This window comes from Allokutzneria albata (genome assembly GCF_900103775.1).
Taxonomy (GTDB): domain Bacteria; phylum Actinomycetota; class Actinomycetes; order Mycobacteriales; family Pseudonocardiaceae; genus Allokutzneria; species Allokutzneria albata.
Genome location: NZ_LT629701.1, coordinates 3,676,597 through 3,702,016, shown reverse-complemented (window position 1 = coordinate 3,702,016; position 25,420 = coordinate 3,676,597). Strand labels below are relative to the sequence as shown.

Sequence of the window (25,420 nt, the reverse complement as noted above, 5' to 3'; positions counted from 1 at the left end):
GCGTGGAAGCTGACGTCGTCTCCGCCCGAGCACCGATCAGTGTCGTCGGGATCGGTGCTGACGGCTGGGACGGGCTTCCGGAGAGCGCGCGGCGCCTCGTCCTGGGCGCCGATGTGCTCTTCGGGAGCGCGCGGCAGCTCGCGCTCGTCCCCACCGAAGATCCGGTCGCGGGATCGAGCGTCGACACTGCCGCCGAGCGGGTCAGCTGGCCGTCTCCGCTGTTGCCCGCGCTGCCCGGTCTGCTCGATGCCAACCGCGGCAAGGCGATCTGCGTTCTGGCCAGCGGTGACCCGATGTTCTTCGGCATCGGCTCGACCCTCGCGAGGCTGGTCGGCCCGGAACGGTTGCGGGTCGTGCCGCACCCCTCGTCGGTCTCACTGGCCTGTGCGCGCCTCGGCTGGCCGCTCGACGAGGTCGAGGTGATCACCGCGGTGGGCCGACCCGTCGAGTCGGTGAACGCCGCGCTCCACCCCGGCCGCCGCGTCATGGTGCTGAGCGCGGACGGCAACACGCCGGCTGAGGTCGCGGAACTGCTCACAGCGCGCGGATACGGCGCCAGCGCGATGACGGTGCTCGAACACCTCGGCGGCCCAGAAGAACGCAAGATCAGCTCCACCGCGGCGGCCTGGAAGGAGAAGTGCGCTGCGCTCAACGTGATCGCCGTGGAGTGCGCAGGGCCGAAGCTCTCCTCCGTTCCGGGCCTTCCGGACGACGCCTACGACCACGACGGCCAACTGACCAAGCGCGAGGTCCGTGCCGTCACCTTGGCCATGCTCGCGCCCTGCCCCGGCGAGCTGTTGTGGGATGTGGGCGCGGGCGCCGGCAGCATCGCGATCGAATGGTCCCGTGCGCATCCGAGCTGCCGCGCCATCGCCATCGAGAAGCACCCCGAGCGCGCCGACCGCATCACGGAGAACGCGAAAAAGCTTGGTGTGCCTGCGATCCACGTGGTGCGAGGCGAAGTTCCCGACGCGCTGCCGGAGGAACGACCCGAAGCCGTGTTCATCGGCGGCGGCGTCACGGTGCCCGGTGTGGTGGAGCGCTGCTTCGAAGCGCTGAAGCCGCAAGGACGGTTGGTGGCCAACGCGGTCACAGTCGAGTCGGAAGCAGCACTCGCGCGCTGGCACGCCGAACTGGGCGGAGAGCTGGTGCGCCTCGCGGTCAGCAGGGGCTCGCCGGTCGGCGGGTTCACCGGCTGGCGGGCGATGATGCCCGTGACGATCTGGATCGCTACCAAGGGAGAACCGACGTGACCGTGTACTTCATCGGAGCCGGGCCGGGTGCGGCCGACCTGATCACGGTGCGCGGTCAACGGGTCATCGAGTCCGCACCGGTGTGCCTGTACGCGGGCGCCTTCGTGCCGGACGAGCTGCTGAAGCTGTGTCCGCCGGACGCGCGCGTGATCGACACCGCCAAGCTCAACCTGGACCAGATCATCGCGGAACTCGTTGCGGCGCATGGGGAAGGCAAGGACGTGGCGCGCCTGCACTCCGGCGATCCGTCGTTGTTCAGCGCCATGGCCGAGCAGATGCGCCGCCTCGACGACGCCGGTGTGCCCTACGAAGTCGTGCCCGGCGTTCCCGCGTACGCGGCTGCGGCCGCGAGCCTCAAGCGCGAGTTCACGGTGCCCGGCGTCGGCCAAACCATCGTCCTCACCAGGACGTCCGCGCGTTCCACGCCAATGCCCGATGGCGAGGATCTGACCTCGCTCGGCCGCAGTCGCTCCACCATGGTCGTCCACCTTGCCGTGCAACGGATCGACGAGGTCGTCGCGGAGCTGCTGCCCAACTACGGCGCGGACTGCCCGGTCGCCGTCGTGGCCTGGGCGAGCCGGGAGAACGAGGTGATCCTGCGCGGGACCCTCGCCGACATCGCCGAACAGGTGCACGCCGCGGGCATCCGGACCACCGCCGTGATCGTGGTCGGAAAGGTGCTCACCGCGAGCGGATTCCTCGACAGCCACCTGTATTCGGCGGCGCGCTGCCGGAGCTAGGCGCGGCCGACGACCACTCCGGCGCGGTCGATCACCACGATGTCGACCGCGACCGGAGCCTCGGCCAGAACACCGCGACACGTGGCGAGCGCACCTGCCGCGATGAGATCTCCCAGTGGCAGTCCGGCTTCCTGGCACAGGTGCAACGCGCCGAGAGCGGTGTTCGCGTCCCGGACCGCGGAGACCAGCTCGGCGGAGCCGCCCGCCTGCGCGGTGAGATCGGCCAGCAGCTCGTGGTTCACCTGGGAGCGCCCGGAATGCAGGTCGAGGTGGCCGTCCGCGAGCTTCGACATCTTGCCGATGCCGCCCGCGATGGTCAGCCTGGACACGGGATGCCGCTTGATGTACTTCAGCACGGCGCCCGCGAAATCCCCCATGTCCAGCAAAGCGTCCTCCGGCAGGCCGTACAGCTCCGCGGCGACCTTCTCCGACGTGCTTCCCGTGCAACCCGCGACGTGCTGGTAGCCCGCTGCCCGCGCGACGTCCACACCGCGCCGGATGCTGTCGATCCACGCCGAGCACGAGTAGGGCACCACGATCCCCGTTGTGCCCAAAATGGACAGTCCACCGAGAATCCCCAGTCGAGGGTTCCACGTGTGCTTGGCGATTTCCTCGCCGTTGTCCACCGAGATCTCCACGACCACGTCACCGGAGCCACCGTGCGCGTCGGCGACGCGGGCGACGTGCTCGCGGATCATCTGGCGTGGCACCGGGTTGATCGCGGGCTCGCCTACAGCCAGCGGAAGCCCGGGCTTGGTCACCGTGCCGACTCCGGGCCCGGCGCGGAACACCACACCTGTTCCCGGTGAACCGTGCCACACCGTCGCGGAGATCAGCGCGCCGTGGGTGACGTCCGGGTCGTCACCCGCGTCCTTGACGATCGTGGCGTAACCGGCATCCGGCAGAAGCCGCTCACGCGCCAAAGCGAAGGCAGGACGCTGTCCCTTGGGCAGTAGGATTTCCACCGGATCGGGGAAATCGCCGGTGAGCAGCGCCGTGTAGGCGGCGGTGGTCGCCGCCGTGGCGCACGCCCCCGTCGTCCAGCCGTAGCGCAGATCGGTGCTCACCGGGACAGGATGCAACAGTGACGAGAACCGTGCTGGTCCTGGGTGGGACCGGCGAAGCGAGGCAGCTCGCCGAGGAGCTGCACCCGGACCTGCGGGTGATCTCCTCCCTTGCCGGGCGGGTCCGCGAACCGAAGCTGCCGGTCGGCGAAGTGCGCATCGGCGGGTTCGGCGGAGTCGAGGGCCTGGCGGCCTGGCTCGCCGACAACGACATCGATGCCGTGGTGGACGCCACGCATCCGTTCGCGGCCACGATGACCGCATCCGCCGCCAAAGCCACCGCGCGCCTCGGTGTGCCGTTCCTCGTGCTGCGCAGGCCCGGCTGGACCGAGGAACCCGGCGACCGCTGGCATTGGGTGAACTCGATCAACGAGGCCGCAGAGGCGGTGAAGTCCTTGGGGGACCGGGTCTTCCTCACCACAGGCCGCCGCGACCTGCACGCCTTCGCCGAGCTGGACAAGTTCTTCCTCGTCCGTTCGGTCGACGCCCCGGACGGGCAACCGCGCCGGACGCATGTTGTGCTCGACCGTGGACCGTTCACTGTGGACGGTGAGATCGAGCTGCTCCGCGAGCACGCGATCGACGTGATCGTCACCAAGGACAGCGGCAGCCCGATGACGGCGGCGAAGCTCGTGGCGGCGCGTCATCTCGGCCTGCCCGTCGTGGTCCTCCGCCGCCCGCCGTTGCCCGAGGGCGTCCGCGAAGTGACGACCGTCGCCGAGGCGCGGGCATGGCTCATGCGGGATAGCGGCGCGGAGTGAACACCACCCCGTCGCGGACCTGGGTGGTCGAGGAACCGATCAGCAGCAGGCAACGCATGTCCACTGTGGACGGGTCGAGATCGGCGAGGCGCAGCACGCGAACCGACTCCGAAGGCCCGCCGACATCACGGCCGATCACCACCGGGGTGTCCGGCGACCGGTGCTCCAGCAGGAGGTCTCTGGCCCGCTCCACCTGCCAGGTCCGGCTCTGCGAAGCCGGGTTGTAGATCGCCAGTACCAGGTCCGCCCGTGCGGCCGCGGTCAGCCGCTCGGCGATGATCTCCCACGGCTTCAACCGGTCCGACAACGAGAGCACGCAGAAGTCGTGGCCCAGTGGCGCGCCCACCCGGCTCGCCACCGCCTGCGCCGCGGTGAGCCCGGGCAGCACCCGCACGGGCACATCGGCGAACTGCTCCTCGCCCGCCACTTCGAGCACGGCGCTGGCCATCGCGAACACGCCGGGATCGCCCGACGACACGACGACGACCCGCGAACCCCGCTTGGCCAGGTCGAGCGCGAACGCCGCTCGCTCCGCCTCGACCTTGTTGTCCGACGCGTGCCTGCGCTGACGCGGGTTCGGTGGCACGCGGTCGATGTAGGTCACGTAGCCGACCAGGTCGTCGGCGGACGCGATGGCCTCGCGGACCTCCGGCGTCATCCACTCGCGCCCGGCGGGACCGAGCCCGACGACGACCACTTCACCCGCTCCGGACGGGCGCGCGGACGGGAGGTGCGCGCGACTGGGCAGGATCGCCACCGAGAAGTACGGCACCGTCGCGGGATCGACGTCGGCCAACGGCGAGATGCGCTGCTTGCCGGTGGTCGCCCGCTCCACGTACCACGCGTCGCCGAGCCGGCCCGCGGTGTCCAAAGCGGACCGGACGCTCGTGAAAGTGCGACCCAGCTTCATGATGGCCGCCGAGTCGGTCGCGGCGATGCGCTCGGCCAGCTCCTCGGTCGGCAGGGTCCCGGGCAGCACGGTCAGCGTCTCGTCCCGCTCCACCAGCGGCCGCCCCAGTTCCGCCGACGCGGCGCTCACCGAGGTCACGCCGGGAACGACCTCGGTGGGGAAGCGGTGCGCGAGCCGCTTGTGCATGTGCATGTAGGAGCCGTAGAAGAACGGATCACCCGCCGCGAGCACCACGACGTCGCGGCCCGCTTCCAGGTGCGTGGCCAGGCGTTGCGCGCAGGACTCGTAGAACTCGTCGATCGCGCCCTGGTAGCCGCCGGGGTGATCGGTCTCCTCCGTGGTGACGGGGTAGACCAGTTGCTCTTCGATCTGGTCGCCGCGCAGGTAGGGCTCGGCGATCGCGCGAGCGACACTGCGCCCGTGCCGCGCGCTGTGGTAGACGATCACATCGGCCGCGCCGATCAGCCGCGCCGCCTTCACCGTCACCAGCTCCGGGTCTCCCGGACCGACTCCGACGCCGTATAACCGCCCGCTCATTCGTCCTCGCTCGCGATCGCGTTGAGGGCCGCCGCGGTGATCGCGCTGCCACCGCGGCGACCACGGACGACCAGGTACTCCAGCCCCAGGTCGTTGTCCGCCAGTGCTTCCTTCGACTCCGCCGCCCCGATGAAGCCGACCGGAACGCCCAGCACCGCGGCCGGGCGGGGCGCCCCCGAGGCGATCATGTCCAGCAGGTGGAACAGCGCGGTCGGCGCGTTGCCGATCGCCACCACGGCACCGTCGAGCCTGTCCCGCCACAGCTCCAGCGCCGCCGCGCTGCGAGTGTTGCCCATCTCCGCTGCCAGTGCGGGTACGCGCGGATCGCCGAGCGTGCACAGCACCTCGTTGTCGGCGGGCAGCCGCTTGCGCGTCACACCGGCCGCGACCATGTTGGCATCGCACAGGATCGGCGCGCCCGCCTGCAGCGCCGCGCGGGCATCCGCGACCACGCGAGGTGAGAAAGCTATGTCCCGCACCAGGTCCGTCATCCCGCACGCGTGGATCATGCGCACCGCCACCCTGGCCACGTCGTCCGGGAGCCCGCTGAGGTCGCTCTCGGCGCGGATGGTGGCGAAGGACCGGCGGTAGATCTCCGCCCCGTCCTTGATGTACCCGGTCACGTGTTCCTCCTGGCCACCGCGAGCGCCGCGGCCGTGTCGGTGGTCAGCTTCTCGTTGACCTCATAGCCCTCTTCGGTGGCGACGACGTCGATCACCTGCCCCTGGGGGCGGCCGCACCGGCGCGAACAACCCGACCAGTGCACGCGCTGCGTGCTCGGCTCCGGTCGCTCGCGCAGCCAGGCGGCGGCGTCCGCGCGCACGTCGGCCAGCGCCTTCACGCAACCCGGCCTGCCCGCGCACGACGTCACACCGTGCCAGGGCGAGTTCGGGTCGGTGATCAGGTCGCGGCCGATGATCGTCGACGGCTCCACCCCGCGCAGCACGACGCTGCGCCACGGGGTCAGCCGCAGCGTCGGTCCCGCCGCGCGCAACAGTTCCCGGCACTGAGCCGCGTCGAGCCTGCCCAGTGGCGCGCCGACGACCAGCGTCCTCGGGGTCGCGAAACCCGTTCGCAACGGCACGGCGGGCCGGACCATCAGCCTGCGCCGGGTGACCGGCAGGGCCAACCGGCGCAGGATCCGTTGCGGCCCTTCGGTCAGCTCGTGCAGCCGCCAGGCGGTCGAGCCCTGCTGCCGCCGCTCCACCAGGAACGCCTGCGCGGCGGCGATCACGGTGGTCACGGTCTGGTTCTCCGGCACCCGCACGCCGGTGTCCTGGCCCGCCAGCAGCAGCGCCCAGTCCGGTCCGACGCGCGCCAGGCCGACGTCGCCGCCGAGCCCGCTCACATCGCCCTGACTGTCCACTGTGATCAGGAAGCGGCCGGGCAGCCCGGCCAGCTCCGGCCACGAGCACAGCTCCCGGTCCAGCTCGTCGACCAGCGGCTGGTCCGCGCCGAGCGGTGAGGCGATGATGTTGCGCACGCGCTCGTGGCTCAGCGACGGCAGCAGCCCGGCCTCCCGCAGCCGCTCCGCCAGCTTCGCCTCCGCCCCCGGCCGCAGCCCGCGGATCTGGATGTTCGCCCGCGAGGTCAGCTCCAGCTGCCCGTCGCCGAGCGCCGCCGAAGCCGCGAAGACGGCGTGGAACTGGGGCGCGGTCATGGTGCCGCCCGGTACCCGGATCCGCGCGAGCCCGCCGTCGGCCGCGCTGTGCACGGTGACCGCGCCGGGGCAGGCGTCCCGGCGCGAGCGGTCGGCTGGGGCGTCGGCTGGCACGGGCGGATGCTACTTGCTGCTCGGGAACGGTGGCGAAGGTCGGTATGGTCACTGCGAACGGCGACACAGGGAGGAAGCCGGTGCGAATCCGGCGCGGTCCCGCCACTGTCACCCTGCGAAGGGGAGCCAGGAACTCCGGTGGCGCTGTGCCCACACGAGCCGGGGCGAGGACCCCGGGGGAGCGGAGCGTGTCCTGTGATGCTGCTGTTGTCGACCTCCGACACAGACCTGATGTCGGCCCGTGCCAGCGGCGCCGACTACCGGCTGGCCAATCCGGCCAGGACCGACGTGGCGGATCTCCCCGAGCTGGTCGAGGGCGTCGACCTGGTGGTGGTGCGCATCCTCGGCGGCCGTCGCGCCTGGGAGGAGGGCTTGGACAGCCTTCTCGCCGGGCCGGTGCCGGTGGTCGTGCTCGGCGGGGAGCAAGCCCCTGACGCCGAGCTGATGGAGCTGTCGACCGTGCCCGGCGGCGTCTGCGCGGAAGCGCATTCCTACCTCGCGCACGGTGGTCCCGCGAACCTGGCGGAGCTGTACAAGTTCCTCTCCGACACCGTGCTGCTGACCGGGTTCGGTTTCGCTCCGCCCGCGCCCACACCGACGTGGGGCGGGCTGGAACGAGAAAGCACCAAGCAGGACCAGAGCCCCACGGTCGCGATCCTCTACTACCGCGCCCACCATGTGGCCGGAAACACAGCGTTCATCCACACGTTGTGCGACGCGGTCGAGGACGCCGGAGCCCGCGCGCTCCCGATCTTCTGCTCCTCCCTCCGCACGGCCGAACCCGAACTCCTCGCAGAACTGGCCAAGGCGGACGCCCTGGTCGTCACCGTCCTCGCCGCCGGAGGCACCAAACCCGCCGCGGCCTCGGCGGGCGGTGACGAGGAGGCGTGGGACGTCGGCGCGCTCGCGGCGCTCGACGTGCCGATCCTGCAAGCGCTCTGCCTGACCAGCAGCCGCGCCGCGTGGGACGACAACGACGACGGACTGTCCCCTTTGGACACCGCGACGCAGGTGGCGATCCCGGAGTTCGACGGGCGGATCATCACGGTCCCGTTCTCCTTCAAGGAGATCGACTCCGACGGCCTCACCGTCTACGTCGCGGACCCGGAACGTGCTCGCAGGGTGGCCGGGATCGCTCACCGGCACGCCGTTCTGCGGCACATCCCGCCCGCCGAACGGCGCATCGCGGTCATGCTGTCGGCCTACCCGACGAAGCACTCCCGCATCGGCAACGCAGTCGGACTTGACACTCCGGCAAGTGTTGTCCGGCTGCTCACCGCGATGCGCGAGCGCGGCTACGACGTCGGCCCGCTGGACGGCCCCGACGCGCTGCCGGGCCTCGCCGCGCTCGACGGCGACGCGCTGATCCACGCGCTGATCGCGGCGGGTGGCCAGGACGCGGACTGGCTGACCGAGGAACAGCTCACCGGCAACCCGGTGCGGCTGCCCGCGACCCGCTACCGCGCCTGGTACGAAACGCTCCCGGAGGACATGCGCGAGGAGATGGAGCAGCACTGGGGCGCCGCGCCCGGTGACCTGTTCGTCGACCGGTCGTCCGACCCGGAGGGCGAGATCGTGCTGGCCGCGCTGCGCACCGGCAACATCGTCGTGATGGTGCAGCCGCCGCGCGGCTTCGGCGAGAACCCGATCGCCATCTACCACGATCCCGACCTGCCGCCGAGCCACCACTACCTGGCCGCCTACCGTTGGCTGGCCGAGGACTTCGGCGCGCACGCGGTCGTGCACGTCGGCAAGCACGGCAACCTGGAATGGCTGCCGGGCAAGACGGTCGGCATGTCGGCGTCGTGCGGTCCGGACGCGGCGCTCGGCGACCTGCCGCTGATCTACCCGTTCCTGGTCAACGATCCCGGCGAGGGCACCCAGGCCAAGCGCCGCGCGCACGCCACGCTGGTCGACCACCTGGTGCCGCCGATGTCCCGCGCGGACAGCTACGGCGACATCGCGCGGCTGGAGCAGCTGCTCGACGAGTACGGCAACATCGCCGCGATGGACCCGGCGAAGCTGCCGGCGATCCGCGCGCAGATCTGGACGCTGATCCAGGCCGCCAAGCTCGACCACGACCTGGGCATGGCCGACCGCCCGCACGACGCGGAGTTCGACGAGTTCCTGCTGCACGTCGACGGCTGGCTGTGCGAGGTCAAGGACGTGCAGATCCGCGACGGCCTGCACGTGCTCGGCAACGCGCCCGTCGGCGAGGCCAGGGTGAACCTGGTGCTCGCGATGCTCCAGGCGCGCCAGATGTGGGGCGGCACAACGTCTTTGCCCGGACTGCGCGAGGCTCTGGGGCTCGTCGAGGACGGCAGCGCGTCCAGGACCGGCACCGACGCGGTGGAGGAGACCGCGCGGAACCTGGTGCAGGGCATGGAGAACGCGCAGTGGGACGCGTCGGCGGCAGTGCGCGTCACGCAGGAGGTGCTGGGCCGCGCCGACGACCAGATCACCGAGATCCTGACCTTCGCGGCGGTCGAGGTGGTCCCGCGCCTGGCCCGGACCACCGACGAGCTGGACATGGTGCTGCACGCCCTCGACGGTGGCTACGTGCCCGCGGGCCCGAGCGGTTCACCGTTGCGGGGCTTGGTGAACGTGCTGCCGACCGGCCGCAACTTCTACTCCGTCGACCCGAAGGCGGTGCCGAGCCGCCTGGCCTGGGAGACCGGGCAGGCGATGGCCGACTCCCTGCTGGCCCGCTACCGTGCCGACACCGGTGAATGGCCGCCCTCGGTCGGACTGTCGATCTGGGGCACCAGCGCGATGCGCACCGCGGGCGACGACATCGCCGAAGTCCTCGCGCTGCTCGGTGTCCGGCCGGTCTGGGACGACCAGTCGCGCCGCGTGTCCGGGCTCGAAGTGATCCCGTCGGCGGAGTTGGACCGCCCGCGCATCGACGTCACCATGCGCATCAGCGGATTCTTCCGTGACGCGTTCCCGCACGTCGTCGGGCTGCTCGACGACGCGGTCCGGATGGTCGCCGAGCTGGACGAGCCCGCCGAGCAGAACTTCGTCCGCGCCCACGTCCTCGCGGACAAGGCAGCCCACGGCGATGACCGCCGCGCCACGATGCGGATCTTCGGCTCCAAGCCGGGCGCGTACGGCGCGGGACTGCTCCCGTTGATCGACAGCCGCAACTGGCGGGACGACGCCGATCTGGCCGAGGTGTACGCGGTGTGGGGCGGCTACGCCTACGGTCGTGAGCTGGACGGCGTGCAGGCTCGACCGGACATGGAGACCGCGTACAAGCGGATCGCGGTGGCGGCCAAGAACATCGACACCCGCGAGCACGACATCGCCGACTCCGACGACTACTTCCAGTACCACGGCGGCATGATCGCCACCGTCCGCGCGCTCACCGGCAAGGCCCCCGCGGCCTACATCGGCGACAGCACGCGGCCGGACGCGGTGCGCACCAGGACGCTGAGCGAGGAGACCACGCGGATCTTCCGGGCTCGAGTGGTCAATCCCCGCTGGCTGGCCGCGATGCGCAAGCACGGCTACAAGGGCGCGTTCGAGCTCGCGGCCACAGTGGACTACCTGTTCGGCTACGACGCCACGACGGGGGTTGTGGCGGACTGGATGTACGAGAAGCTGACCGAGACTTACGTGCTGGACGAGGAGAACCGCAAGTTCCTCACCCAGTCCAACCCGTGGGCGCTGCACGGCATCGCCGAACGCCTGCTCGAAGCCGCGAACCGCGGCATGTGGGAACACCCGGAGCAGGCCACTCTCGACGCGCTTCAGGAGATCTACCTCAGCACTGAGGGGGATCTGGAAGAGCGCTGAGCAGCTCGTCGTAGGTCGGCGCCAGCGCCCGCAACGCGTCGGCGGCCTTCTTGAGGTCGCCGACGACCAGCGGGTGCTGCATCGACCCGATCAGCCGTGCCTGCTCGTCGGTGATCCGCGACGCCTCGGTGAGCCCGACGCGTGCCAGGCAGGTCGCGGCGTCCGCGATCCGCCGAGCGCCCACGCGCACGGCGAAGTGGACCAAGTGGTCGTGCGGGTGCTTCCCGGCTTCGACCAGATCGGCGAGGGCTTCAGCGGCCGCACCGTTGCCGAGGCTGCCCGGCGGCATGTCCGCCCCGCCGCGCATCGACAGCCAGTGCACCGCCGTGGGGATCGACTCCCTGATCGCGTCCACTTCGGACACTTCGGCGAACCTGGTGAAGCCGGTGCGCATCGTGAAGGGCTTGCCGTAGTCGACCTTCTCGATGCGCCACGCCTCGAGGAAGTCCTGCAGCGGCAAGGTCGCGTAGGGGAAGCCGTGCGGGTCGTGCATGAGCACTCTCTCGTCGTCCACCTCGATGACGACGACGTAGTGGTCCGCTCCCATCGGTCCGGTCATCCCGGGCTGGTGCCGCAGGAGGCCCATGTCCACCGGGCCGGCCCACACCGGACCGTCCACAAGGGACTTCCGGAGCAGGCTGAGCGCTTCGTCGGCGTCGGCGGCCCGCACCGTCGTGGAGGACCAGCCGAGCGTGGCCAGCGCCTTGTCGAAACCCTCCTCCGGGGTCCAGCCGTAGGGGTCGAAGAACGGCAGTGTCCCGCCGATCAGCTGCATCCCGAACGGGCCGCCGGTCGCTGTCTCGATCACGGCCGTCGAGGGCGCCTCGGCACCGAACACCATCGAGAAGGAGTTGCTGTAGCAGTAAGGGCCGGAGCCGACGTACGGAAAGTGCGTCATGACAGGGAGTTCCTAAGGGTTGATGGGGTAGGCGACGTCGAACCGGGCGCCACCCGTGCCGGGGTAGATCTCGTAGGGACTGTCGACGCTCGTCAGCTCGTTGTCGTCCAACCACGTCTCGACGGCGTCGTACAACCGCAGGACCTGGGGGAACACGGCGTCGTCCGCAGACGCGGGGATGTAGGCCTCGCGCAGCGCGGGCCGGAGCCGGATGCACAGATCGGCCGCGGGCTCGACGCTGCCGTCGTACGCGATCGCGGCTTCGATCCGGCCTTCGCCGTCGTAGGTGATCTCATCGTGGTAGTGCACGGTCAACGCGCCATCGGCCGTGATCCCCTGTTCCCGGAGGTGCGCGCGGAGATCGCGCCCCGCTGTGGCGATGAAGTCGTCGAGCTGGGTGACGTTGATGAAGCTCTGCCGGTAGAGCACCTTGCTCGCTGCCACCTCACGGACCGCGATGGCGGCGAGCGGGCCGCCTTCGACGTGCCGCGCCACCGCCTCCACGATCTCGGTCTGCTCTGCCAGGCGTTCGCCCTGCGCCCGTAGCCACGCACGCAGCTCCAGCACCATGGCTTCGGGGGAGAGCGTCACCAACCGGCCGATCCGCGCGACCGGCAGCCCGAGCTGGCGCAGGCGGGCGATCAGCCGCGCCAGCGGCACCTGCTCCCGCGCGTAGTAGCGGTAGCCGGTGGCCGGATCGACGCGCGCGGGGACCAGCAGGCCCTGCTCGGCGTAGAGCCGCAGGGCCTTCGGTGACAACCGTGCCGCCGCGCCGAACCGCCCGGTGAGCAGGTAGGCATCGGTCACCGAAGATCCGCTTGCGGGGTCGAGCATCGGCATGGACGCAGTCTGCGGCTCGCCCCAGGGGCGAGGTCAACCCGAAAGCACCCACCGCACCGCGTCGGCCACGCTTTCGGGGCGCTCCAAGGGAATGTGATGACTGGCGCCCTCGACGAGCACGAACTCCCCGAGCGGTGAGCGCGTGGCCAGCTCGCGCAGGCTGCGCTCCTGGAACTCCGCCTGGGCCCTGGGGAGCCGGGGCCGCACCGACGCCCCGAGCACCTGCAACGGCACGGCGGGCAGCCCGCACCGCTGCACCACCTCCGTGGCCTCGGCGATGTTCTCCCGCATGTGCCGCAGCGCCCGCCCCAGCTCCCGGGTCCGCGCGCTCATCCGGAGCAGCAGGGGAGTGATCGCGAACCCGGCCCGCTGCACCACCTTCGACCCCGGTCCCTCGCCGGTGGGTGTGGGTCGACGAACACCAGCCCGGCCACGTCCTCCGGGTGCCGGGCGGCGTAGACCTGCGTCACCAGGGCGCCGAAGGACCAGCCGACGAAGACCGCGGGCATGCCGATCTCCAGCCTCCGCACCAGTTCCCCGAGGTCATCGGCCATCTCCGCGACCGTGCCGGGCGGCTCCCCGCCGGAGCGCCCGGACCCGGCCCGGTCGTAGGTGAGGACGGTGCAGCCCGCGGCGAGCAGTCCCTCCAGATCCGGTCCCCAGCCCCCGTCCACCCCGGCCCCGGCCCCACCGCAGTCGAGCACGACGGCGGGTCCCTTCCCGCGCACCCGGGCGAACAACGACCGTCCACGCACGTCGACCAGCACGGCACACCACCTCCGCTCGTCAACCTAGGTTGACCCGGGCGCGGAAGTCAACCGAGGTTGACGAGGCGGGTGCGCCGCGACCCGGCTCACGTGGTCGAATCTGCGGGTATCACCTCGCCTTGACAGGTGCCCGGGTAGACAGGGTGCGGACGTCCCACGTACAGGAGTTCCTCAAACATGACGAAGAACGCCAAGATCACCGTCGGCGCCGTCGCGGTGGTGGTGATCATCGTGGCCGCGTTCGTGCTGCTCCGGGGCGGTGGCTCACCCCAGGCGAGCGGTGGCGCGCCCACCACCTCCGAGGTGCCGAAGGTGCCGATGGACGTGCTCGTCCGCCCCGACAGCCACAAGATCTCCACCGCCGGCGACGGCAAGGCCACGATGGTGGAGTTCCTGGACTTCGAGTGCGAGGCGTGCGCGGGCGCCTTCCCCGCCGTCGAGCAGCTCCGCAAGGAGTACGCCGGGAAGCTGACCTACGTGGTGCGCTACTTCCCGATCGACAGCCACCCCAACGCCCACAACGCGGCGCGCGCCGCCGAAGCCGCCGCGCAGCAGGGCAAGTTCGAGCAGATGTACATCAAGCTCTTCGAGAACCAGGACAGCTGGGGGCACAGCACCGAGTCCCGCGCGAGTGTCTTCGAGGGCTACGCCGCCGAGCTGGGCCTGGACGTCGCCAAGTTCAAGGCCGCCGTCACCGATCCCGCCACCGCGGCGCGCATCGCCAAGGACCAGGCCGACGGCGCCACGGCGGGCGTCGAGGGCACGCCGAGCTTCTACCTCAACGGAGCCAAGATCACCCCGCGCTCGGTGCAGGACCTGCGCACCGCCATCGACACCGCGCTGGCGGGCCGATGAGCGCCCGGTCCGGAGCCCCCGGTCACCAGTCCGACGAGGCTCACGAAGAGATCACCGACGAGACCACCGATGCTGCCGACGACGCCGACGGCTTCGTGCTGTCGACGCGCCTCATCGCGTGGGTGCTGACGATCGGCGGCCTGCTGGGCACCGCCGCGTCGTTCGCGTTGGTCGTCGAGAAGTTCCTCCTGCTGGCCAACCCCTTCCACATCCCGTCGTGCACGCTGGACGCCGTGCTCAGCTGCGGCTCGGTCATGCGCTCGCCGCAGGCGGAGCTGTTCGGCTTCCCCAACCCGGTGCTGGGCGTGATCGCGTTCCCGGTGGTCACCACCCTCGGCGTGGTGCTGCTCGCCGGCGCCCGGCTCCCGCGCTGGGTGTGGCTCGGCCTCCAGGTCGGTGCGACGCTCGGCGTGCTCTTCGTGCACTGGCTGATCATCCAGAGCCTGTACGACATCCGCGCGCTGTGTCCGTACTGCATGGTCGTGTGGGCCGCGACCATCCCCGTGTTCTGGTACACCACGGTGCACAACCTGGACCGCGGCTACCTGGGAGTGCGCACGCCGCTGCTAGTGCGCTTCCACAGCACCGTGGTGACCACCTGGCTGCTGATGATCGTGCTGCTCGTCGGCCAGGCGTTCTGGAGCCACTGGGTGTCGCTGTTCGGCTAACGCAACCCGGACCGCGAGGTCGGCCGCAGCACCAGTTCCTCCTTCCTCGCGCCACCGCGGAGCGCACCGGCGAACCGCTCGACCGTCACGAACACGTGCTCGCCCTCGCGCACGGGCAGCGCGGGGAAGGTGTTCGCGGCGTACTCCGACCGAAAGCACGCCAGCGGCTGATACCCCAGCTCGTCCGCGTAGGAGTCGGTGAATGGCTCGTCCCCGTAGTGGACGGTGACGAGGAACCGGCTCTCCGGTAACGCGGTCGAGCCGGGTAAAGGCCTGTCGTACAAGGGAAATCCATCGCCGACCGGCCGCAGCACAAATGCGTTGTCCGTGTCCACCATCGTCGCCCTCGCGGCATCGCGGTGCCGAGCCCACACCGGTCCGCCGTAGAAGGTGCTCAGCGCGCGTTCCCGCTTCTCCATGTCCGGGAACGACCGCAGCCACACGAACCGGTCCGGGTCCGCCTCGTCCCGGAACTGCCCGATGACCCGCATGCCCGCCGCTTCCTGGGTCTCCAGGAACTCCCGGTCGAACAGCTCGATGAGCGTGTCCCTGGTGCCGGGGCGCAACGTGTACTGCCGGAGTTCGACCACCTGGTCCGTCATGGGCCCGAACGTAGGCCCGACCCCTGACAATCAGTCGTCGTAGGGGTCCTCGGGCGGCGAGTCGTACTCGTCGACGGCCTGGCCCGGGTCGATCAGCGCGAACCGGGTGCCGAGCGGGTCGGAGAGCACGACGACCTTGCCGATGGTGGAGCCGTAGGGCTTGAACCGCAGCCGCGCCCCCGCGGCCCGCGCGCGGTCCAGGGTCTCGTCGAACCCGACGTCCGGGTCGATCGCGAAATGCGCGATCCACCTCGGTGGCGCCGGTTCCGGGCTGTCCAGGTTCATCCGGACCCTGGCGAGCACCGACTCGCCCTCGACGTACCAGACGACGTGGTCCACCCGGACCCCGTCGGCGACCTGCCGCTGCTCGTAGCCGAACACCGCGCAGAAGAACCGGTCGGCGGGCGTCGGCCGCGGCGTGATCAGCTCCGCCCACACCAGGGAACCCGGCAGCCCCACGGTGAAGTTCCAGTCCCGCGCGGGCTGGCACAGCCCGACCGTGGCCCCACCGGGGTCGTCGACGAGCACCTTCGCGCCCAGTCCCGGGATCACCTGCGGCTGCTCCAGCACCGACCCGCCGAAGCGCCGCACCTGGTGCGCACCGCGGGCGAGGTCGGCGACGGCGAGGTAGAGGGTCCAGTCACGGACCGGCCCGTCGTGCGCGCGCAGCCCGGCGACCGGCTCCCCGGCCAGGGTCGCGACGGTGTAGTCCACGCCCTGCTCGTCGCGACGGACCTCGTAGTCCCAGCCGAGCACGGCGCGGTAGAACTCCCGCGTCGCGGCGGGATCCGGCGTCGGCAGCTCGGCCCAGCAGGGCTGGCCGACCGGCAGGGTGGACGTGCTGGGCATCTCGCCTCCTCCGGGTAGGGGAGATCACCCTATCGGGCGGGGGAGCCAGATCCCGAATACCGGAAATACGCCGTGAAACGGACCTACCCCATGCGTTCGAGGCGGCAGTTGAAGTGGCGCAACAGCTTGGGCACGTGCGTCATCCGGTAGCCGGGCACCCGCTCCGGGTGCTTGGCGATCTGCGCCAGCACCTCGCCGACGTACTCCAGGTGGCTCTGGGTGTAGACGCGCCGGGGCACCGCCAGCCGCACCAGCTCGAACGGCGGCCCGCTCTGCAGCTCGCCGCGCTCGTTGAGCGTGCCCAGGTACAGCGATCCCAGCTCCACGCAGCGGATGCCGCCCTGCAGGTAGAGCTCGCAGGCAAGCGCGTGCCCGGGGAACTGCGACGCGGTCAGGTGCGGCAGCAGCCGCTTGGCGTTGAGGTAGATCGCGTGGATGCCCGCGGGTTCGACGATGGACACCCCCGCGGCCTTCGCGAGGCTGCCGAGGTAGCGGGTGGCGTCCGCCCTGGCGCGCAGGTACAGCGGGTCGGTGACCTCGATCAGGCCCTGCGCCAGCATCTCCAGGTCCCGCCCGGCCAGACCGCCGTAGGTGCGGAAGCCCTCCGTGGCGATGCACAGCATCTCGCACTGCTCGGCCAGCTCCGGGTCGTTGACCGCGACCAGGCCGCCCATGTGCACGATGCCGTCCTTCTTCAGGCTGGCCACGCACCCGTCCGCGAGCGCGAACGCCCGCTGCGCCACCTGCCTCGGCGTCCAGTCGGCGTAGCCCGGCTCGCGCTGGGTGACCCACCACGCGTTCTCCGCGAAGCGGGCCGCGTCGAGGAAGAACGGGACGCCGTGCTCGCGGCAGAGCCTGCTCGCGGCCTCGATGTTGGCCATCGACACCGGCTGCCCGCCACCGCCGTTGTTGGTGATCGTCATCAGCACCTGGCCGATCCGCGGCCGGTCCGGCCCCGCCAGCACCTGCCGCAGCCGGGCCAGGTCGATGTTGCCCTTGAACGGCTCGGCGCTGTCCAGGTCCGCGGCCTCCTCGCACGGCAGGTCCAGCGCGACGCAGCCGAGCAGTTCGACGTTGGCCCTGGTCGTGTCGAAGTGCGTGTTGCTCACCGAGATCATGCCCGGGCGGAGCACGGAGCCGAACAGGATGCGCTCGGCGGCCCGGCCCTGGTGCACCGGCTGGATGTAGTTGTAGCCGGTGAGGTCGCTGACCACCTCGCGGAAGCGGTAGTAGGACGAGGCACCCGCGTAGGTCTCGTCCGCCCCCGCCGCCACCGCCTGCTGCGCCGCCGAGAGCGCACCGGTGCCCGAGTCGGTGAGCAGGTCGATGGTGACCTGCTCACTGCGCAGGCTGAACTGGTTGTAGCCGGTCGCGGCCAGCCAGCGGTGCCGATCCTCTGGAGTGGTGATCGGGATCGGCTCGACCACCTTGATCCGGTACGGCTCCATGAGCGGCATTGCGCGGGCGGTCCTCTCTGGTGGACGAGGTGTTACTTGACCGAGTTGAGCGAGAGGTCCTCCGGTATTCGGCCGGTGGGCACGACGGTGGACCGGGAGTAGTTGTCCGCGAGCGCGCGCCAGGACCGCGGGCGCACCGTCTCGTAGAGCTCGGAGGAGAGGTAGATCGTCACTCCCGGGCGCACCAGGCCCAGCCGCAGCGAGGCGTAGGGGATCATCCCGACGCCACCCTCCAGCGGACGGCGCGCCGCGACGCCGAGCGCGCGCTCGAACGGCGCCGTCGGGAAGCCGTGCTGGGACAGCAGCGCGTTCACCCGAGCCCTGGACTGCTGGTCGTCGGTGACGTAGTCCCTGATCGGCAGGTGCAGCGTGTAGCCGCTCGGCCGGTCGGTGTCGCCCTCGACGAAGGCGTAGCTGGAGATCAGCGGGCGCGCGGCGAACGGGCCGGGACCGCCGCCGACCAGGTAGCAGAAGTCGCGCAGCCTGCCCGGCTCCACCCCGCGGGCCACCCGCCCCGCCCGCTCGATGTCGGTCACGTCCGCGGCGAAGTGCGACGCGTAGACCTTCACCCTGGACCGCAGGCGTTCACCGAGGTCCAGCGAGAAGAAGGTGAACTGGTCCAGCCCCGGTTCCGGCCGCAGCGCGTGCCTGCGCAGCGGCGCGAACGCCTCCGGGAACCCCAGCCGGGCCAGCGCCTGCTCGATCAGCGCCGGGGCGACGGCAAGAGCTTGCTGGTCGGGGGTGAAGTACACCTTGAACGTGGGCGTGTCGTTCCGCTTCAGCACCACCGACACCCAGATGGCGAACCGCCCGGCCAGTCCGGGGTCCAGGAACAGTTCGCTCACTTGGTCGAACTGGTCGAGAGAGAAGCTGAACCGTTCGGAGTACAACTGCAGTATTTCTTTGGAGATTTGCACGTTCGCCGCGTGGCTCGGGCTCTCGGCCATCGGCTCGACGCATAACCGCACTGTAGGCGTTTGCTCGCCTTCAAACGCGATCGAGAACTCGATTGGAGTCTTGTCGTCCGACAGTTCGGATGACCATAATGGTGGTTCAGACAGCAGGCGTGACCCGCCGGGTCCCAACATAGTGCCGATCGGGCCGAGCAGCTCGCCAGGTACGTCGCCCAGCCCGACGGCCCGGTGCATGCTGCGCAGTTGCTCCCTGGCGTATTCGCTTAGCGACATAGCGGACAAATCCATGAATAGGCTCCATCCTGCCAGGACGAACAGCTAGCCGAACCGATCGCCGGCTCCCCGGGCGATGATTATTCTTGCAGAGAAATTGGACTGTCAACTATTTGACAATGCTACGCGAGATGATCTTGTTGCCAATACCGCCCATACGGTGACGACTGCGTCACCGTATAGTGTCGTGCTGGTTACGGCCAGTTATCGACAGGGTGACACTTTGTTGCGTACTGCTACACATAGTGACACCAATGCGAACTGATCTCTTATTGAGTTCACCCTGTGTGGCTTGCAAGATCGTAGCCAGGGTGTTCTTTTGGCCGCAAGGTTGCCACGCGCACCGAAGCGGCGCCGCGCTCCGGAGACCCCCCGAAAGGGGCACTGGGGCGGCGCCGCCACGCCTGCGGTCGAGCGGGTGCCCGCCCGCGGGGGCGGGCACCGGACGCTACCGTGGCCCGTCCGCGGTCGCGGGCACCCGGCTGAGCGCGTGCTCCACGAGACGCACCAGCGCCTGCTTGCTCGATTCCCGTTCCCGTGCGTCGCACATCAGAATGGGGATCTCGGCATTCAGTGCTAATGCCTGCCGGACTTCGTCGATCTGGTAGTGGTGGGCATCGTCGAAACAATTCACCGCGATGATGAACGGAATCTTCCGGCGCTCGAAGAAGTCCACCGAGGGGAAGGAACTGTCGAGCCGTCGCGTGTCCACCAGGACGATGGCGCCGATTGCGCCGCTCGCCAGTTCGTCCCACATGAACCAGAAGCGGTTCTGGCCGGGGGTGCCGAAAAGGTAGAGCACGATCTCGGGATTGATGGTGATGCGCCCGAAGTCGAGGGCGACCGTGGTGGTGGTCTTCTCCTCGACACCCACCAGGTCGTCGACATCGGTGCTGGCCTCGGTCAGCAGCTCCTCCGTGCTCAGCGGGGGTATCTCGCTGACCGAGCCGACCATCGTCGTCTTGCCGGCGCCGAAACCGCCCGCGACGAGGACCTTGACCGAGGTGGGGATGACCATCGCGGCTCCCTGGGCCTCAGATTCTACGGACACCATCAAGCACCGCCTGAAGTAGATTCCGGTCCGGCAGGTTGTTCGCCATTCGAGGCGCTCTGGCCACCACGTCCCCGCGCTCGATCAGGTCGCTGAGCAGGACCTTGACCACGACCAGCGGGACGTCGACGTAGGCCGCCACCTCCGCCACTGATAAGGGTGTGCGGCACAGTTCGATGACGGCCTGGTGTTCTGGGCTCAGCGAGCCCGAGTCGTTCTCGGTCCACACCGTGACGACCTGGGTCGCCAGGTCGAGGTCGGTGTTCCCGGGGCGGGTCCTGCCCCTGGTCATGGCGTAAGGACGGACCAGGGGACCTGCTGCCTCGTCGAACCATCGGTCATCTGGTTCGGACATCACATCACGCCCTCGACGCGCCGTTGGCCGCAGCCTGCTCGGACCGGGGAGCCGAACTCAGGTACACACCGACCTGCTTGACGAGCAGGTTCATCTCGTAAGCGATCATGCCGGCGTCGGCGTTCTCCTCGGCGAGCACCGCCAGGCAGGCACCTCGCCCGGCGGCGGTGACGAAGAGGAACGCGTGCTCCATCTCGACGACGGTCTGCCGGACGGCGCCACCGCCGAAGTGTCTGCCCGTGCCACGCGCCAGGCTCTGGAACGCCGAGGCCATTGCCGACAGGTGCTCGGAGTCGTCCTTGGACAGTGCCTTGGAGCGCCCGATGAGCAGCCCGTCAGCGGAGAGCACCACCGCGTGCTGGACCCCGACCGTACGGCTGACCAGCTCGTCAAGCAGCCAGTTCAGGTCGGTGTGCTGATTAGACTTCTCGCTCATGTGGGGGTGACCTTCTCCGTCTTCCACGTGGCTCATGATTCGAACGGACTGTCCGCGTTGCGGCCCTCACGGGTGCCCCGCTGGAAGGCGGACATGGTGTTGCGGATCTCCTCTGCGGAGCGGTGCTGCTCGGCCAGGTCCTCGGTCATCTGCGGGACCGGTGCCGGTTCCGCCCTGAGCTGAGGAGCGAGGCTCTGCTGCGGCTTGCGTTGCGGTAACGCCGGGCGCGGCCTGACGCTATCCTCCCCGCCCGGCCGGGACGTGTCCGGAACGGGCGGCTCTGGCTGGCTGTTGCCGGTATACACCGGGATGGGCCCGGTGTGGCTGTACCTCGGCGTCTCCACGGGTGGGCGGCTCCCGGGTTCGTCGGCGATGGGTTCCGGTCCAGGCACCTCCCGCACGGCCTCGAAGCTGAGGCCGCCCAGCAGGTTCAGCGGCCGCCCGCCGTCGGAGTCCTCGTCGCTGAGCGGCTCGGACCAGAAGCTCTCCAGGTCGGCGCCCAGCCGGGCCCCGGAGTCGGTGGGAGCCGGGCGCTGGTGGGCGGTGACCTGGTCGACGCCGGTCTGCTCGGTCCGGCTCTGCGGCGGGAACGGGGTGCCGTTCGGCGGCGTGTGCGGGTTCCGGGACAGGCCGGGGTTCGTGCCGGGGTTGGCGTCCTCCGGGCCGGTCTTGGACGCCAGCACCTCGTTGGGGATCAGGATGATCGCCCTGGTGCCGCCGTAGGGCGAGGTGCGCAGCTCCACGTTCACGCCGAGCCGGGCCGCCAGTCGCGCGACGACGAACAGGCCGAGCCGCGAGTCGCCCTTGAGCGCCATCGCGTCGAACTCGGGCGGGTCGCTGAGCATCGCGTTCGCCGCGGCCTGGTCCTCCTCGCTCATGCCGAGGCCGTGGTCCTCGACCTCGACCACGACGCCCTTGGCCGCCAGCGATCCGTGCACCTGGACCTGGGACCGGGGCGGGGAGAACGAGGTCGCGTTGTCGACCAGCTCGGCGACGAGGTGGATGGTGTCGGCGACCGCGGAACCGATGATCGCGGCCTCGGGGACCCGCTGCAGGCGGACCCGGACGTAGTGCTCGGTCTCGGAGATCGCCGCGCGCAGCACGTCCACCAGGCGGATCGGGTTGCGCCAGCGGCGTCCGGGCTGCTCGCCGCCGAGGATGATCAGGTTCTCGGCGTTGCGGCGGGCGCGGGTGGCCAGGTGGTCCAGCTGGAACAGGCCTTCCAGCTGCTCCGGGTCCTCCTCGTGCCGCTCCATCCGGTCCAGGATCTTCAGCTGCCGGTGCACCAGGCCCTGGTTGCGGTGGGCGATGCCGAGGAAGACGTTGTTGATACCTTCCCTGGCCTGCGCCTCCTTGACCGCCGCGGCGACCGCGGTGAGCTGGGCGGCGTTGAACGCGCTGGCCAGCTGGCCGATCTCGTCCTTGCCGTAGTCCAGTTCGGGGACCTCGGTGGAGACCTTGACGGTGTCGCCGCGCCGGAGCCGGTTGACCAGGTTGGGCAGCTTGCGGTGGGCCAGTTCCAGCGCCTCGTTGCGCAGGCTGGCCAGGCGCACGACGAGCGCCTTGTCGACGAGTTTGCGCGAGACCCGCAGCGCGATGACGATCGAGGCGATGGCCGCGATCAGGGCCGCGACGGTGCCGATGGCGACGTTGATCAGCGCGGTGTCGGCGTCACTGAGCCCGATCGCGGAGACCTCGTCGGCGTTCTGGATCGTCAGGTCGAGCAGCTTGTTGCCGACCTGGGTGGTGATCTCGGTCCACTGCGCCTCGGTGATCGGCGGTTCCGTGCGGTTGCGGCCGGAGGAGGTCCACGCTCCCGCGTTGATCAACGCCTGCTCGGCCCGCTCCAGCTGCTTCCACGCGTCGCTCTCGATCAGCTGCTGGTAGCCCTCCTGCACCCCGGGCCGGGTGAAGGGGATCTTCGTGGTGAGCTCGGTGTGGTAAACGCCGACGAGCTTGCTCAGCTCGACGTGCTCGGCGGAGGTGAGCGTGCCGGAGACGAGCGCGCTGGCGATCAGCGCGGTCTCCCTGGACATCAGGTCGTTGGCCCGGAACAGCGCCGAGGACGTGAGGCCGCCGAGTGCGACCGTCACGTCGGGCAGGACGCGGGCCTGCGTCTCGAAGAGGTCCGTGCCCGCGTCCAGCATCTCGTTGTAGTACCTGTAGATCTCCGGCTTGCTGATCTCCTTGGCGTCCACCCTGGCGCGCATCCTGGGCAGCTGGGCGATCAGCCCGTTGAGACGGTTGAGCCGGTCGACGATCTCCTTCGGCGCGTTCTTCGCCAGTTCGTTCGCCGCGGTCTGCATCGTGGTGAGCGAACGGTCGGTCTGCTGCTGCCGGGAGTGCAACTCGGAGAGCCCGCCCTCGGGCTTGCCGAGGTAGGCCATGCTGAGCTGGCGTTCCTTTTCCGCGGAGGCGAGTGCGGTGACGGCGGGGATCGACACGTCCCGCACACCGCCGAGGACCGCCCGCACGTAGACACTCTCGAACAGGAAGAACGACGCGCCACCCAGCCACATCACCATGAGCGCCACGCTGGGGATCAGAACGGTACCGGTGAGCCGTGTTCTGATCGACTTGTGGCTCTTGTTCATCTCGCTGTCGGTCTTCACGACGCTCCACAAGTTCTTGTGCTACCCGGAGACTTTTCACGGGTGGGCGGAATGCCACCGTGGGGGAAGGTGGTAGAAAATGCCTGCTCGGCGTGGTGGCGTCCGGGTGCTGCCCGCCACTTCAATGCCACCGTCTAATTCCCTATGATTTTCAGCTGGAGAGTGCCCTTTCCAGTGCGAACAGGCCGTCGAAATGACGGGAACGATAGCACAGGGTGATCAGGGGAGTACACCCTAGAGGGTCCGCCGCCCGGCGGATGCCGAAACGCCCTCGTTTTCACCGGAATGCGTAAACGCGTCACCCTATCAGCGGGGATCAAGGCTGTGTAGGGACAGCGGGCCACTCGACCGGGTGGCACTGCGCCGCGTGCGCGCGGACCCGGCCCGACGTGCGGATGGCCGCCGGTCCCGGGACGGGGCCGACGGCCATCGTGGGTGGTGCCGGGGATCAGCCGGTTGCCTCGGTTTCCGTGCTGCCGCCCGCATCCACGGCCGCGACCGGCGTTGCGCCGGCCACCGGGTTGAGGTCGGCGGTGGTGTACTTCGCCGCGACGAACAACGCGGCGCCCACGGCGCCGAGCGTGGTGACGGCGAGGGGGACGACCACGGAGACTCCGAGGGTCAGCGCCACGGCGATCGCCGACCTTTTTCTGCGCCTATCGGCCATCGGATGATCCTCCCTCCGGGGAAGCGGCAACGGCTCCCTGCTGCAATGCGGGATTGCCGGGAAAATCGATGGCCAAACCACAGCGGCCGGATCGTTCCCGTGCGTTCCCGGTCCATTTCCTCGGCGGCCACCCCCGGTTTTCGCCGGGGCGGGTGGCCGGGTCGCTAGAGCGCCCGTTCGGCGCCCCTCGCCCTGTCTGTCGTTCCGGAGCCCTCGATCGTTTCCTCCGCGACCGGGTTCGGCCCGAAAGCGGGGGCGGGTTCGGGCCCGCTGTGCTTGGCGGCGACGAACAGCGCGGCGCCGAGCGCGCCGAGGGTGGTGGCGAGCGGAACCGTGACGGCGGCGCAGACGCCGACGATGGTGCCGATGACCGACCGCTTCCGGCGAGGCTTGTCGTTCATGGGGTCCTCCGTCCCGCTGAAGGGTCTACCTCCTCTATAGCCGAGCGGGCCCGCGTTGTCAGCCGACCGCGCGGGCCGGGAGCCCGGTGGTGACGAGCCTCTCCGCGAAGCTTCGCCCGGAAGGGAGGACGGACCGCCCGTCCGGGCAAGACGCGGTTCGCGCACCGTCCACCCGGGACCGGTCCGGATTCGTCCATTGTGGACTCGCGTGCCGCGTGCTTTTCGGCGCAACGTCACAGCCTTCGGGACCGATGCCCGCCGGTGCCCGCGAGTAAACTGCGGACTCGGCCCGAGCACACGACCACCACACGACCAGAGGAGGACCCCGGTGACCCAGCCGGCTACCGAGGCCCCCGAGGCCACACCCGTCCAGCGCCGCGTCCTGGTCGCCGAGGACGAGGCCCTGATCCGGCTCGACCTGGTGGAGATGCTGCGCGAGGAGGGCTACGAGGTCGTCGGCGAGGCGGCCGACGGCGTCGAGGCCGTCGAGCTGGCCACCCAGTTGCGCCCGGACCTGGTCATCCTCGACGTGAAGATGCCGCGCAAGGACGGCATCGAGGCCGCCGCCGCCATCGCGGGCGAGCGGATCGCCCCCGTCGTCATCCTCACCGCTTTCAGCCAGCGCGACCTCGTCGAGCGCGCCCGCGACGCCGGTGCCATGGCCTACCTGGTCAAGCCCTTCGCCAAGCGGGACCTGGTGCCCGCGATCGAGCTCGCGGTGTCCCGCTTCGCCGAGCTGCAGGCGCTGGAGACCGAGGTCGCCGGGCTGACCGAGCGGCTGGAGACGCGCAAGGTGGTGGAGAAGGCCAAGGGGCTGCTGATGACCAAGCAGGGCCTGACCGAGTCCGAGGCCTTCCGCTGGATCCAGCGCACCGCCATGGACCGCCGGACCACCATGAAGGCGGTCGCCGACGCGGTGGTCGAGAATATTGGTTGAC

Annotated in this window: 25 protein-coding genes and 1 riboswitch; of the genes, 7 read left to right on the top strand and 18 right to left on the bottom strand. The window is 70.0% G+C overall.

All coding sequences use genetic code 11. The features are described from left to right. Positions 1-2 precede the first annotated feature (2 nt). Positions 3-1,253 (top strand): precorrin-6y C5,15-methyltransferase (decarboxylating) subunit CbiE, encoded by a 1,251-nt coding sequence (gene cbiE, locus BLT28_RS16720; RefSeq protein ID WP_231950808.1) that lies wholly within the window; start codon positions 3-5, stop codon positions 1,251-1,253. Then, a complete protein-coding gene (gene cobM / locus BLT28_RS16715) occupies positions 1,250-1,993 on the top strand; it encodes a precorrin-4 C(11)-methyltransferase (RefSeq protein WP_030431565.1) in 744 nt (247 codons plus the stop codon). Before cbiE ends, cobM begins: the two co-directional genes overlap by 4 nt. Here cobM and BLT28_RS16710 read toward each other — a convergent pair. Further along, positions 1,990-3,060, bottom strand: a complete 1,071-nt coding sequence (locus BLT28_RS16710; RefSeq protein ID WP_030431564.1) for a cobalt-precorrin-5B (C(1))-methyltransferase — start codon at positions 3,058-3,060, stop codon at positions 1,990-1,992. The two genes, cobM and BLT28_RS16710, sit on opposite strands and share 4 nt — an antisense overlap. A gap of 17 nt (positions 3,061-3,077) precedes the next feature. Between BLT28_RS16710 and BLT28_RS16705 the strand changes: the two genes are divergently transcribed. Further along, the gene (locus BLT28_RS16705; protein ID WP_030431563.1) at positions 3,078-3,818 is read left to right on the top strand and encodes a cobalt-precorrin-6A reductase; all 741 of its coding nucleotides are present in this window, start codon (positions 3,078-3,080) and stop codon (positions 3,816-3,818) included. Here the strand turns inward: BLT28_RS16705 and cobJ are convergent. The 3 genes from cobJ to BLT28_RS16690 are packed head-to-tail and all read right to left on the bottom strand — an operon-like array spanning position 3,793 to position 7,039. Continuing rightward, positions 3,793-5,265, bottom strand: coding sequence for a precorrin-3B C(17)-methyltransferase (gene cobJ / locus BLT28_RS16700; RefSeq protein ID WP_030431562.1), 1,473 nt, complete (start codon positions 5,263-5,265; stop codon positions 3,793-3,795). The genes BLT28_RS16705 and cobJ overlap by 26 nt on opposite strands. Further along, entirely contained in the window at positions 5,262-5,888 is a 627-nt protein-coding gene (locus tag BLT28_RS16695) for a precorrin-8X methylmutase (protein ID WP_030431561.1), read from the bottom strand. Before BLT28_RS16695 ends, cobJ begins: the two co-directional genes overlap by 4 nt. Then, the gene (locus tag BLT28_RS16690) at positions 5,885-7,039 is read right to left on the bottom strand and encodes a hypothetical protein (RefSeq protein ID WP_043812814.1); all 1,155 of its coding nucleotides are present in this window, start codon (positions 7,037-7,039) and stop codon (positions 5,885-5,887) included. The genes BLT28_RS16695 and BLT28_RS16690 overlap by 4 nt, the downstream gene beginning before the upstream one ends. Before the next feature lie 47 nt (positions 7,040-7,086). Beyond that, positions 7,087-7,175, top strand: a riboswitch (cobalamin riboswitch). Positions 7,176-7,234: 59 nt separating this feature from the next. Here BLT28_RS16690 and cobN point away from each other — a divergent pair. Next, positions 7,235-10,837 carry a cobaltochelatase subunit CobN gene (cobN, locus tag BLT28_RS16685; RefSeq protein ID WP_030431559.1) on the top strand — a complete coding sequence of 1,201 codons (3,603 nt, stop codon included), beginning with the start codon at positions 7,235-7,237 and terminating at the stop codon, positions 10,835-10,837. Here cobN and BLT28_RS16680 read toward each other — a convergent pair. From BLT28_RS16680 to BLT28_RS16665, 4 genes are read right to left on the bottom strand one after another with little or no spacing between them, the layout of a single operon-like run. Continuing rightward, on the bottom strand, positions 10,806-11,735 hold the full coding sequence (locus tag BLT28_RS16680; RefSeq protein WP_030431558.1) for a hypothetical protein: 930 nt from the start codon (positions 11,733-11,735) through the stop codon (positions 10,806-10,808). The two genes, cobN and BLT28_RS16680, sit on opposite strands and share 32 nt — an antisense overlap. 12 nt (positions 11,736-11,747) lie before the next feature. Continuing rightward, on the bottom strand, positions 11,748-12,575 hold the full coding sequence (locus BLT28_RS16675) for a MerR family transcriptional regulator (protein ID WP_231950807.1): 828 nt from the start codon (positions 12,573-12,575) through the stop codon (positions 11,748-11,750). Positions 12,576-12,608: 33 nt separating this feature from the next. After that, positions 12,609-12,908: an alpha/beta fold hydrolase gene (locus BLT28_RS16670; RefSeq protein WP_156051290.1), complete on the bottom strand. Its 300-nt coding sequence runs from the start codon at positions 12,906-12,908 to the stop codon at positions 12,609-12,611. Then, positions 12,905-13,342 carry an alpha/beta fold hydrolase gene (locus BLT28_RS16665; protein WP_052407725.1) on the bottom strand — a complete coding sequence of 146 codons (438 nt, stop codon included), beginning with the start codon at positions 13,340-13,342 and terminating at the stop codon, positions 12,905-12,907. Before BLT28_RS16665 ends, BLT28_RS16670 begins: the two co-directional genes overlap by 4 nt. A 177-nt stretch (positions 13,343-13,519) precedes the next feature. On the opposite strand from BLT28_RS16665, the gene BLT28_RS16660 reads away from it, so the two are divergent. Continuing rightward, positions 13,520-14,197, top strand: a complete 678-nt coding sequence (locus BLT28_RS16660; protein ID WP_030431554.1) for a DsbA family protein — start codon at positions 13,520-13,522, stop codon at positions 14,195-14,197. After that, positions 14,194-14,865, top strand: coding sequence for a vitamin K epoxide reductase family protein (locus BLT28_RS16655; protein ID WP_081900544.1), 672 nt, complete (start codon positions 14,194-14,196; stop codon positions 14,863-14,865). Before BLT28_RS16660 ends, BLT28_RS16655 begins: the two co-directional genes overlap by 4 nt. Here the strand turns inward: BLT28_RS16655 and BLT28_RS16650 are convergent. The 10 genes from BLT28_RS16650 to BLT28_RS16605 form a co-directional block, all read right to left on the bottom strand. Beyond that, entirely contained in the window at positions 14,862-15,467 is a 606-nt protein-coding gene (locus BLT28_RS16650; RefSeq protein ID WP_030431552.1) for an NIPSNAP family protein, read from the bottom strand. The genes BLT28_RS16655 and BLT28_RS16650 overlap by 4 nt on opposite strands. 30 nt (positions 15,468-15,497) lie before the next feature. Further along, a complete protein-coding gene (locus tag BLT28_RS16645; protein ID WP_030431551.1) occupies positions 15,498-16,316 on the bottom strand; it encodes a VOC family protein in 819 nt (272 codons plus the stop codon). 83 nt (positions 16,317-16,399) lie between these two features. Then, the gene (locus BLT28_RS16640; protein WP_030431550.1) at positions 16,400-17,773 is read right to left on the bottom strand and encodes a tryptophanase; all 1,374 of its coding nucleotides are present in this window, start codon (positions 17,771-17,773) and stop codon (positions 16,400-16,402) included. Between the two features lie 32 nt (positions 17,774-17,805). Continuing rightward, entirely contained in the window at positions 17,806-18,861 is a 1,056-nt protein-coding gene (locus BLT28_RS16635; RefSeq protein ID WP_231950863.1) for a tryptophan dimethylallyltransferase family protein, read from the bottom strand. Positions 18,862-19,408: 547 nt separating this feature from the next. Beyond that, a complete protein-coding gene (locus tag BLT28_RS16630; protein WP_030431548.1) occupies positions 19,409-20,014 on the bottom strand; it encodes a GTP-binding protein in 606 nt (201 codons plus the stop codon). Beyond that, on the bottom strand, positions 19,995-20,366 hold the full coding sequence (locus BLT28_RS16625) for a DUF742 domain-containing protein (protein ID WP_030431547.1): 372 nt from the start codon (positions 20,364-20,366) through the stop codon (positions 19,995-19,997). Before BLT28_RS16625 ends, BLT28_RS16630 begins: the two co-directional genes overlap by 20 nt. A gap of 4 nt (positions 20,367-20,370) precedes the next feature. Further along, positions 20,371-20,802 (bottom strand): roadblock/LC7 domain-containing protein, encoded by a 432-nt coding sequence (locus BLT28_RS16620; RefSeq protein WP_030431546.1) that lies wholly within the window; start codon positions 20,800-20,802, stop codon positions 20,371-20,373. Between the two features lie 32 nt (positions 20,803-20,834). Further along, positions 20,835-23,414, bottom strand: coding sequence for a sensor histidine kinase (locus BLT28_RS16615; protein WP_030431545.1), 2,580 nt, complete (start codon positions 23,412-23,414; stop codon positions 20,835-20,837). Positions 23,415-23,862: 448 nt separating this feature from the next. Beyond that, entirely contained in the window at positions 23,863-24,081 is a 219-nt protein-coding gene (locus tag BLT28_RS16610; protein ID WP_156051288.1) for a hypothetical protein, read from the bottom strand. Positions 24,082-24,245: 164 nt separating this feature from the next. Next, on the bottom strand, positions 24,246-24,482 hold the full coding sequence (locus tag BLT28_RS16605) for a hypothetical protein (RefSeq protein ID WP_030431543.1): 237 nt from the start codon (positions 24,480-24,482) through the stop codon (positions 24,246-24,248). 328 nt (positions 24,483-24,810) lie between these two features. On the opposite strand from BLT28_RS16605, the gene BLT28_RS16600 reads away from it, so the two are divergent. Beyond that, positions 24,811-25,419, top strand: coding sequence for an ANTAR domain-containing response regulator (locus tag BLT28_RS16600; RefSeq protein WP_030431542.1), 609 nt, complete (start codon positions 24,811-24,813; stop codon positions 25,417-25,419). The last annotated feature ends 1 nt before the right edge of the window (position 25,420 follow it).

Coding starts and splice junctions, on each gene's coding strand:
- cobJ (WP_030431562.1), bottom strand. CDS start 5,265: ATGAGCGGGCGGTTATACGGCGTCGGAGTCGGTCCGGGAGACCCGGAG.
- BLT28_RS16680 (WP_030431558.1), bottom strand. CDS start 11,735: ATGACGCACTTTCCGTACGTCGGCTCCGGCCCTTACTGCTACAGCAAC.
- BLT28_RS16675 (WP_231950807.1), bottom strand. CDS start 12,575: ATGCCGATGCTCGACCCCGCAAGCGGATCTTCGGTGACCGATGCCTAC.
- BLT28_RS16670 (WP_156051290.1), bottom strand. CDS start 12,908: ATGAGCGCGCGGACCCGGGAGCTGGGGCGGGCGCTGCGGCACATGCGG.
- BLT28_RS16660 (WP_030431554.1), top strand. CDS start 13,520: ATGACGAAGAACGCCAAGATCACCGTCGGCGCCGTCGCGGTGGTGGTG.
- BLT28_RS16655 (WP_081900544.1), top strand. CDS start 14,194: ATGAGCGCCCGGTCCGGAGCCCCCGGTCACCAGTCCGACGAGGCTCAC.
- BLT28_RS16650 (WP_030431552.1), bottom strand. CDS start 15,467: ATGACGGACCAGGTGGTCGAACTCCGGCAGTACACGTTGCGCCCCGGC.
- BLT28_RS16645 (WP_030431551.1), bottom strand. CDS start 16,316: ATGCCCAGCACGTCCACCCTGCCGGTCGGCCAGCCCTGCTGGGCCGAG.
- BLT28_RS16640 (WP_030431550.1), bottom strand. CDS start 17,773: ATGCCGCTCATGGAGCCGTACCGGATCAAGGTGGTCGAGCCGATCCCG.
- BLT28_RS16635 (WP_231950863.1), bottom strand. CDS start 18,861: ATGTTGGGACCCGGCGGGTCACGCCTGCTGTCTGAACCACCATTATGG.
- BLT28_RS16630 (WP_030431548.1), bottom strand. CDS start 20,014: ATGGTGTCCGTAGAATCTGAGGCCCAGGGAGCCGCGATGGTCATCCCC.
- BLT28_RS16625 (WP_030431547.1), bottom strand. CDS start 20,366: ATGTCCGAACCAGATGACCGATGGTTCGACGAGGCAGCAGGTCCCCTG.
- BLT28_RS16620 (WP_030431546.1), bottom strand. CDS start 20,802: ATGAGCGAGAAGTCTAATCAGCACACCGACCTGAACTGGCTGCTTGAC.
- BLT28_RS16610 (WP_156051288.1), bottom strand. CDS start 24,081: ATGGCCGATAGGCGCAGAAAAAGGTCGGCGATCGCCGTGGCGCTGACC.
- BLT28_RS16605 (WP_030431543.1), bottom strand. CDS start 24,482: ATGAACGACAAGCCTCGCCGGAAGCGGTCGGTCATCGGCACCATCGTC.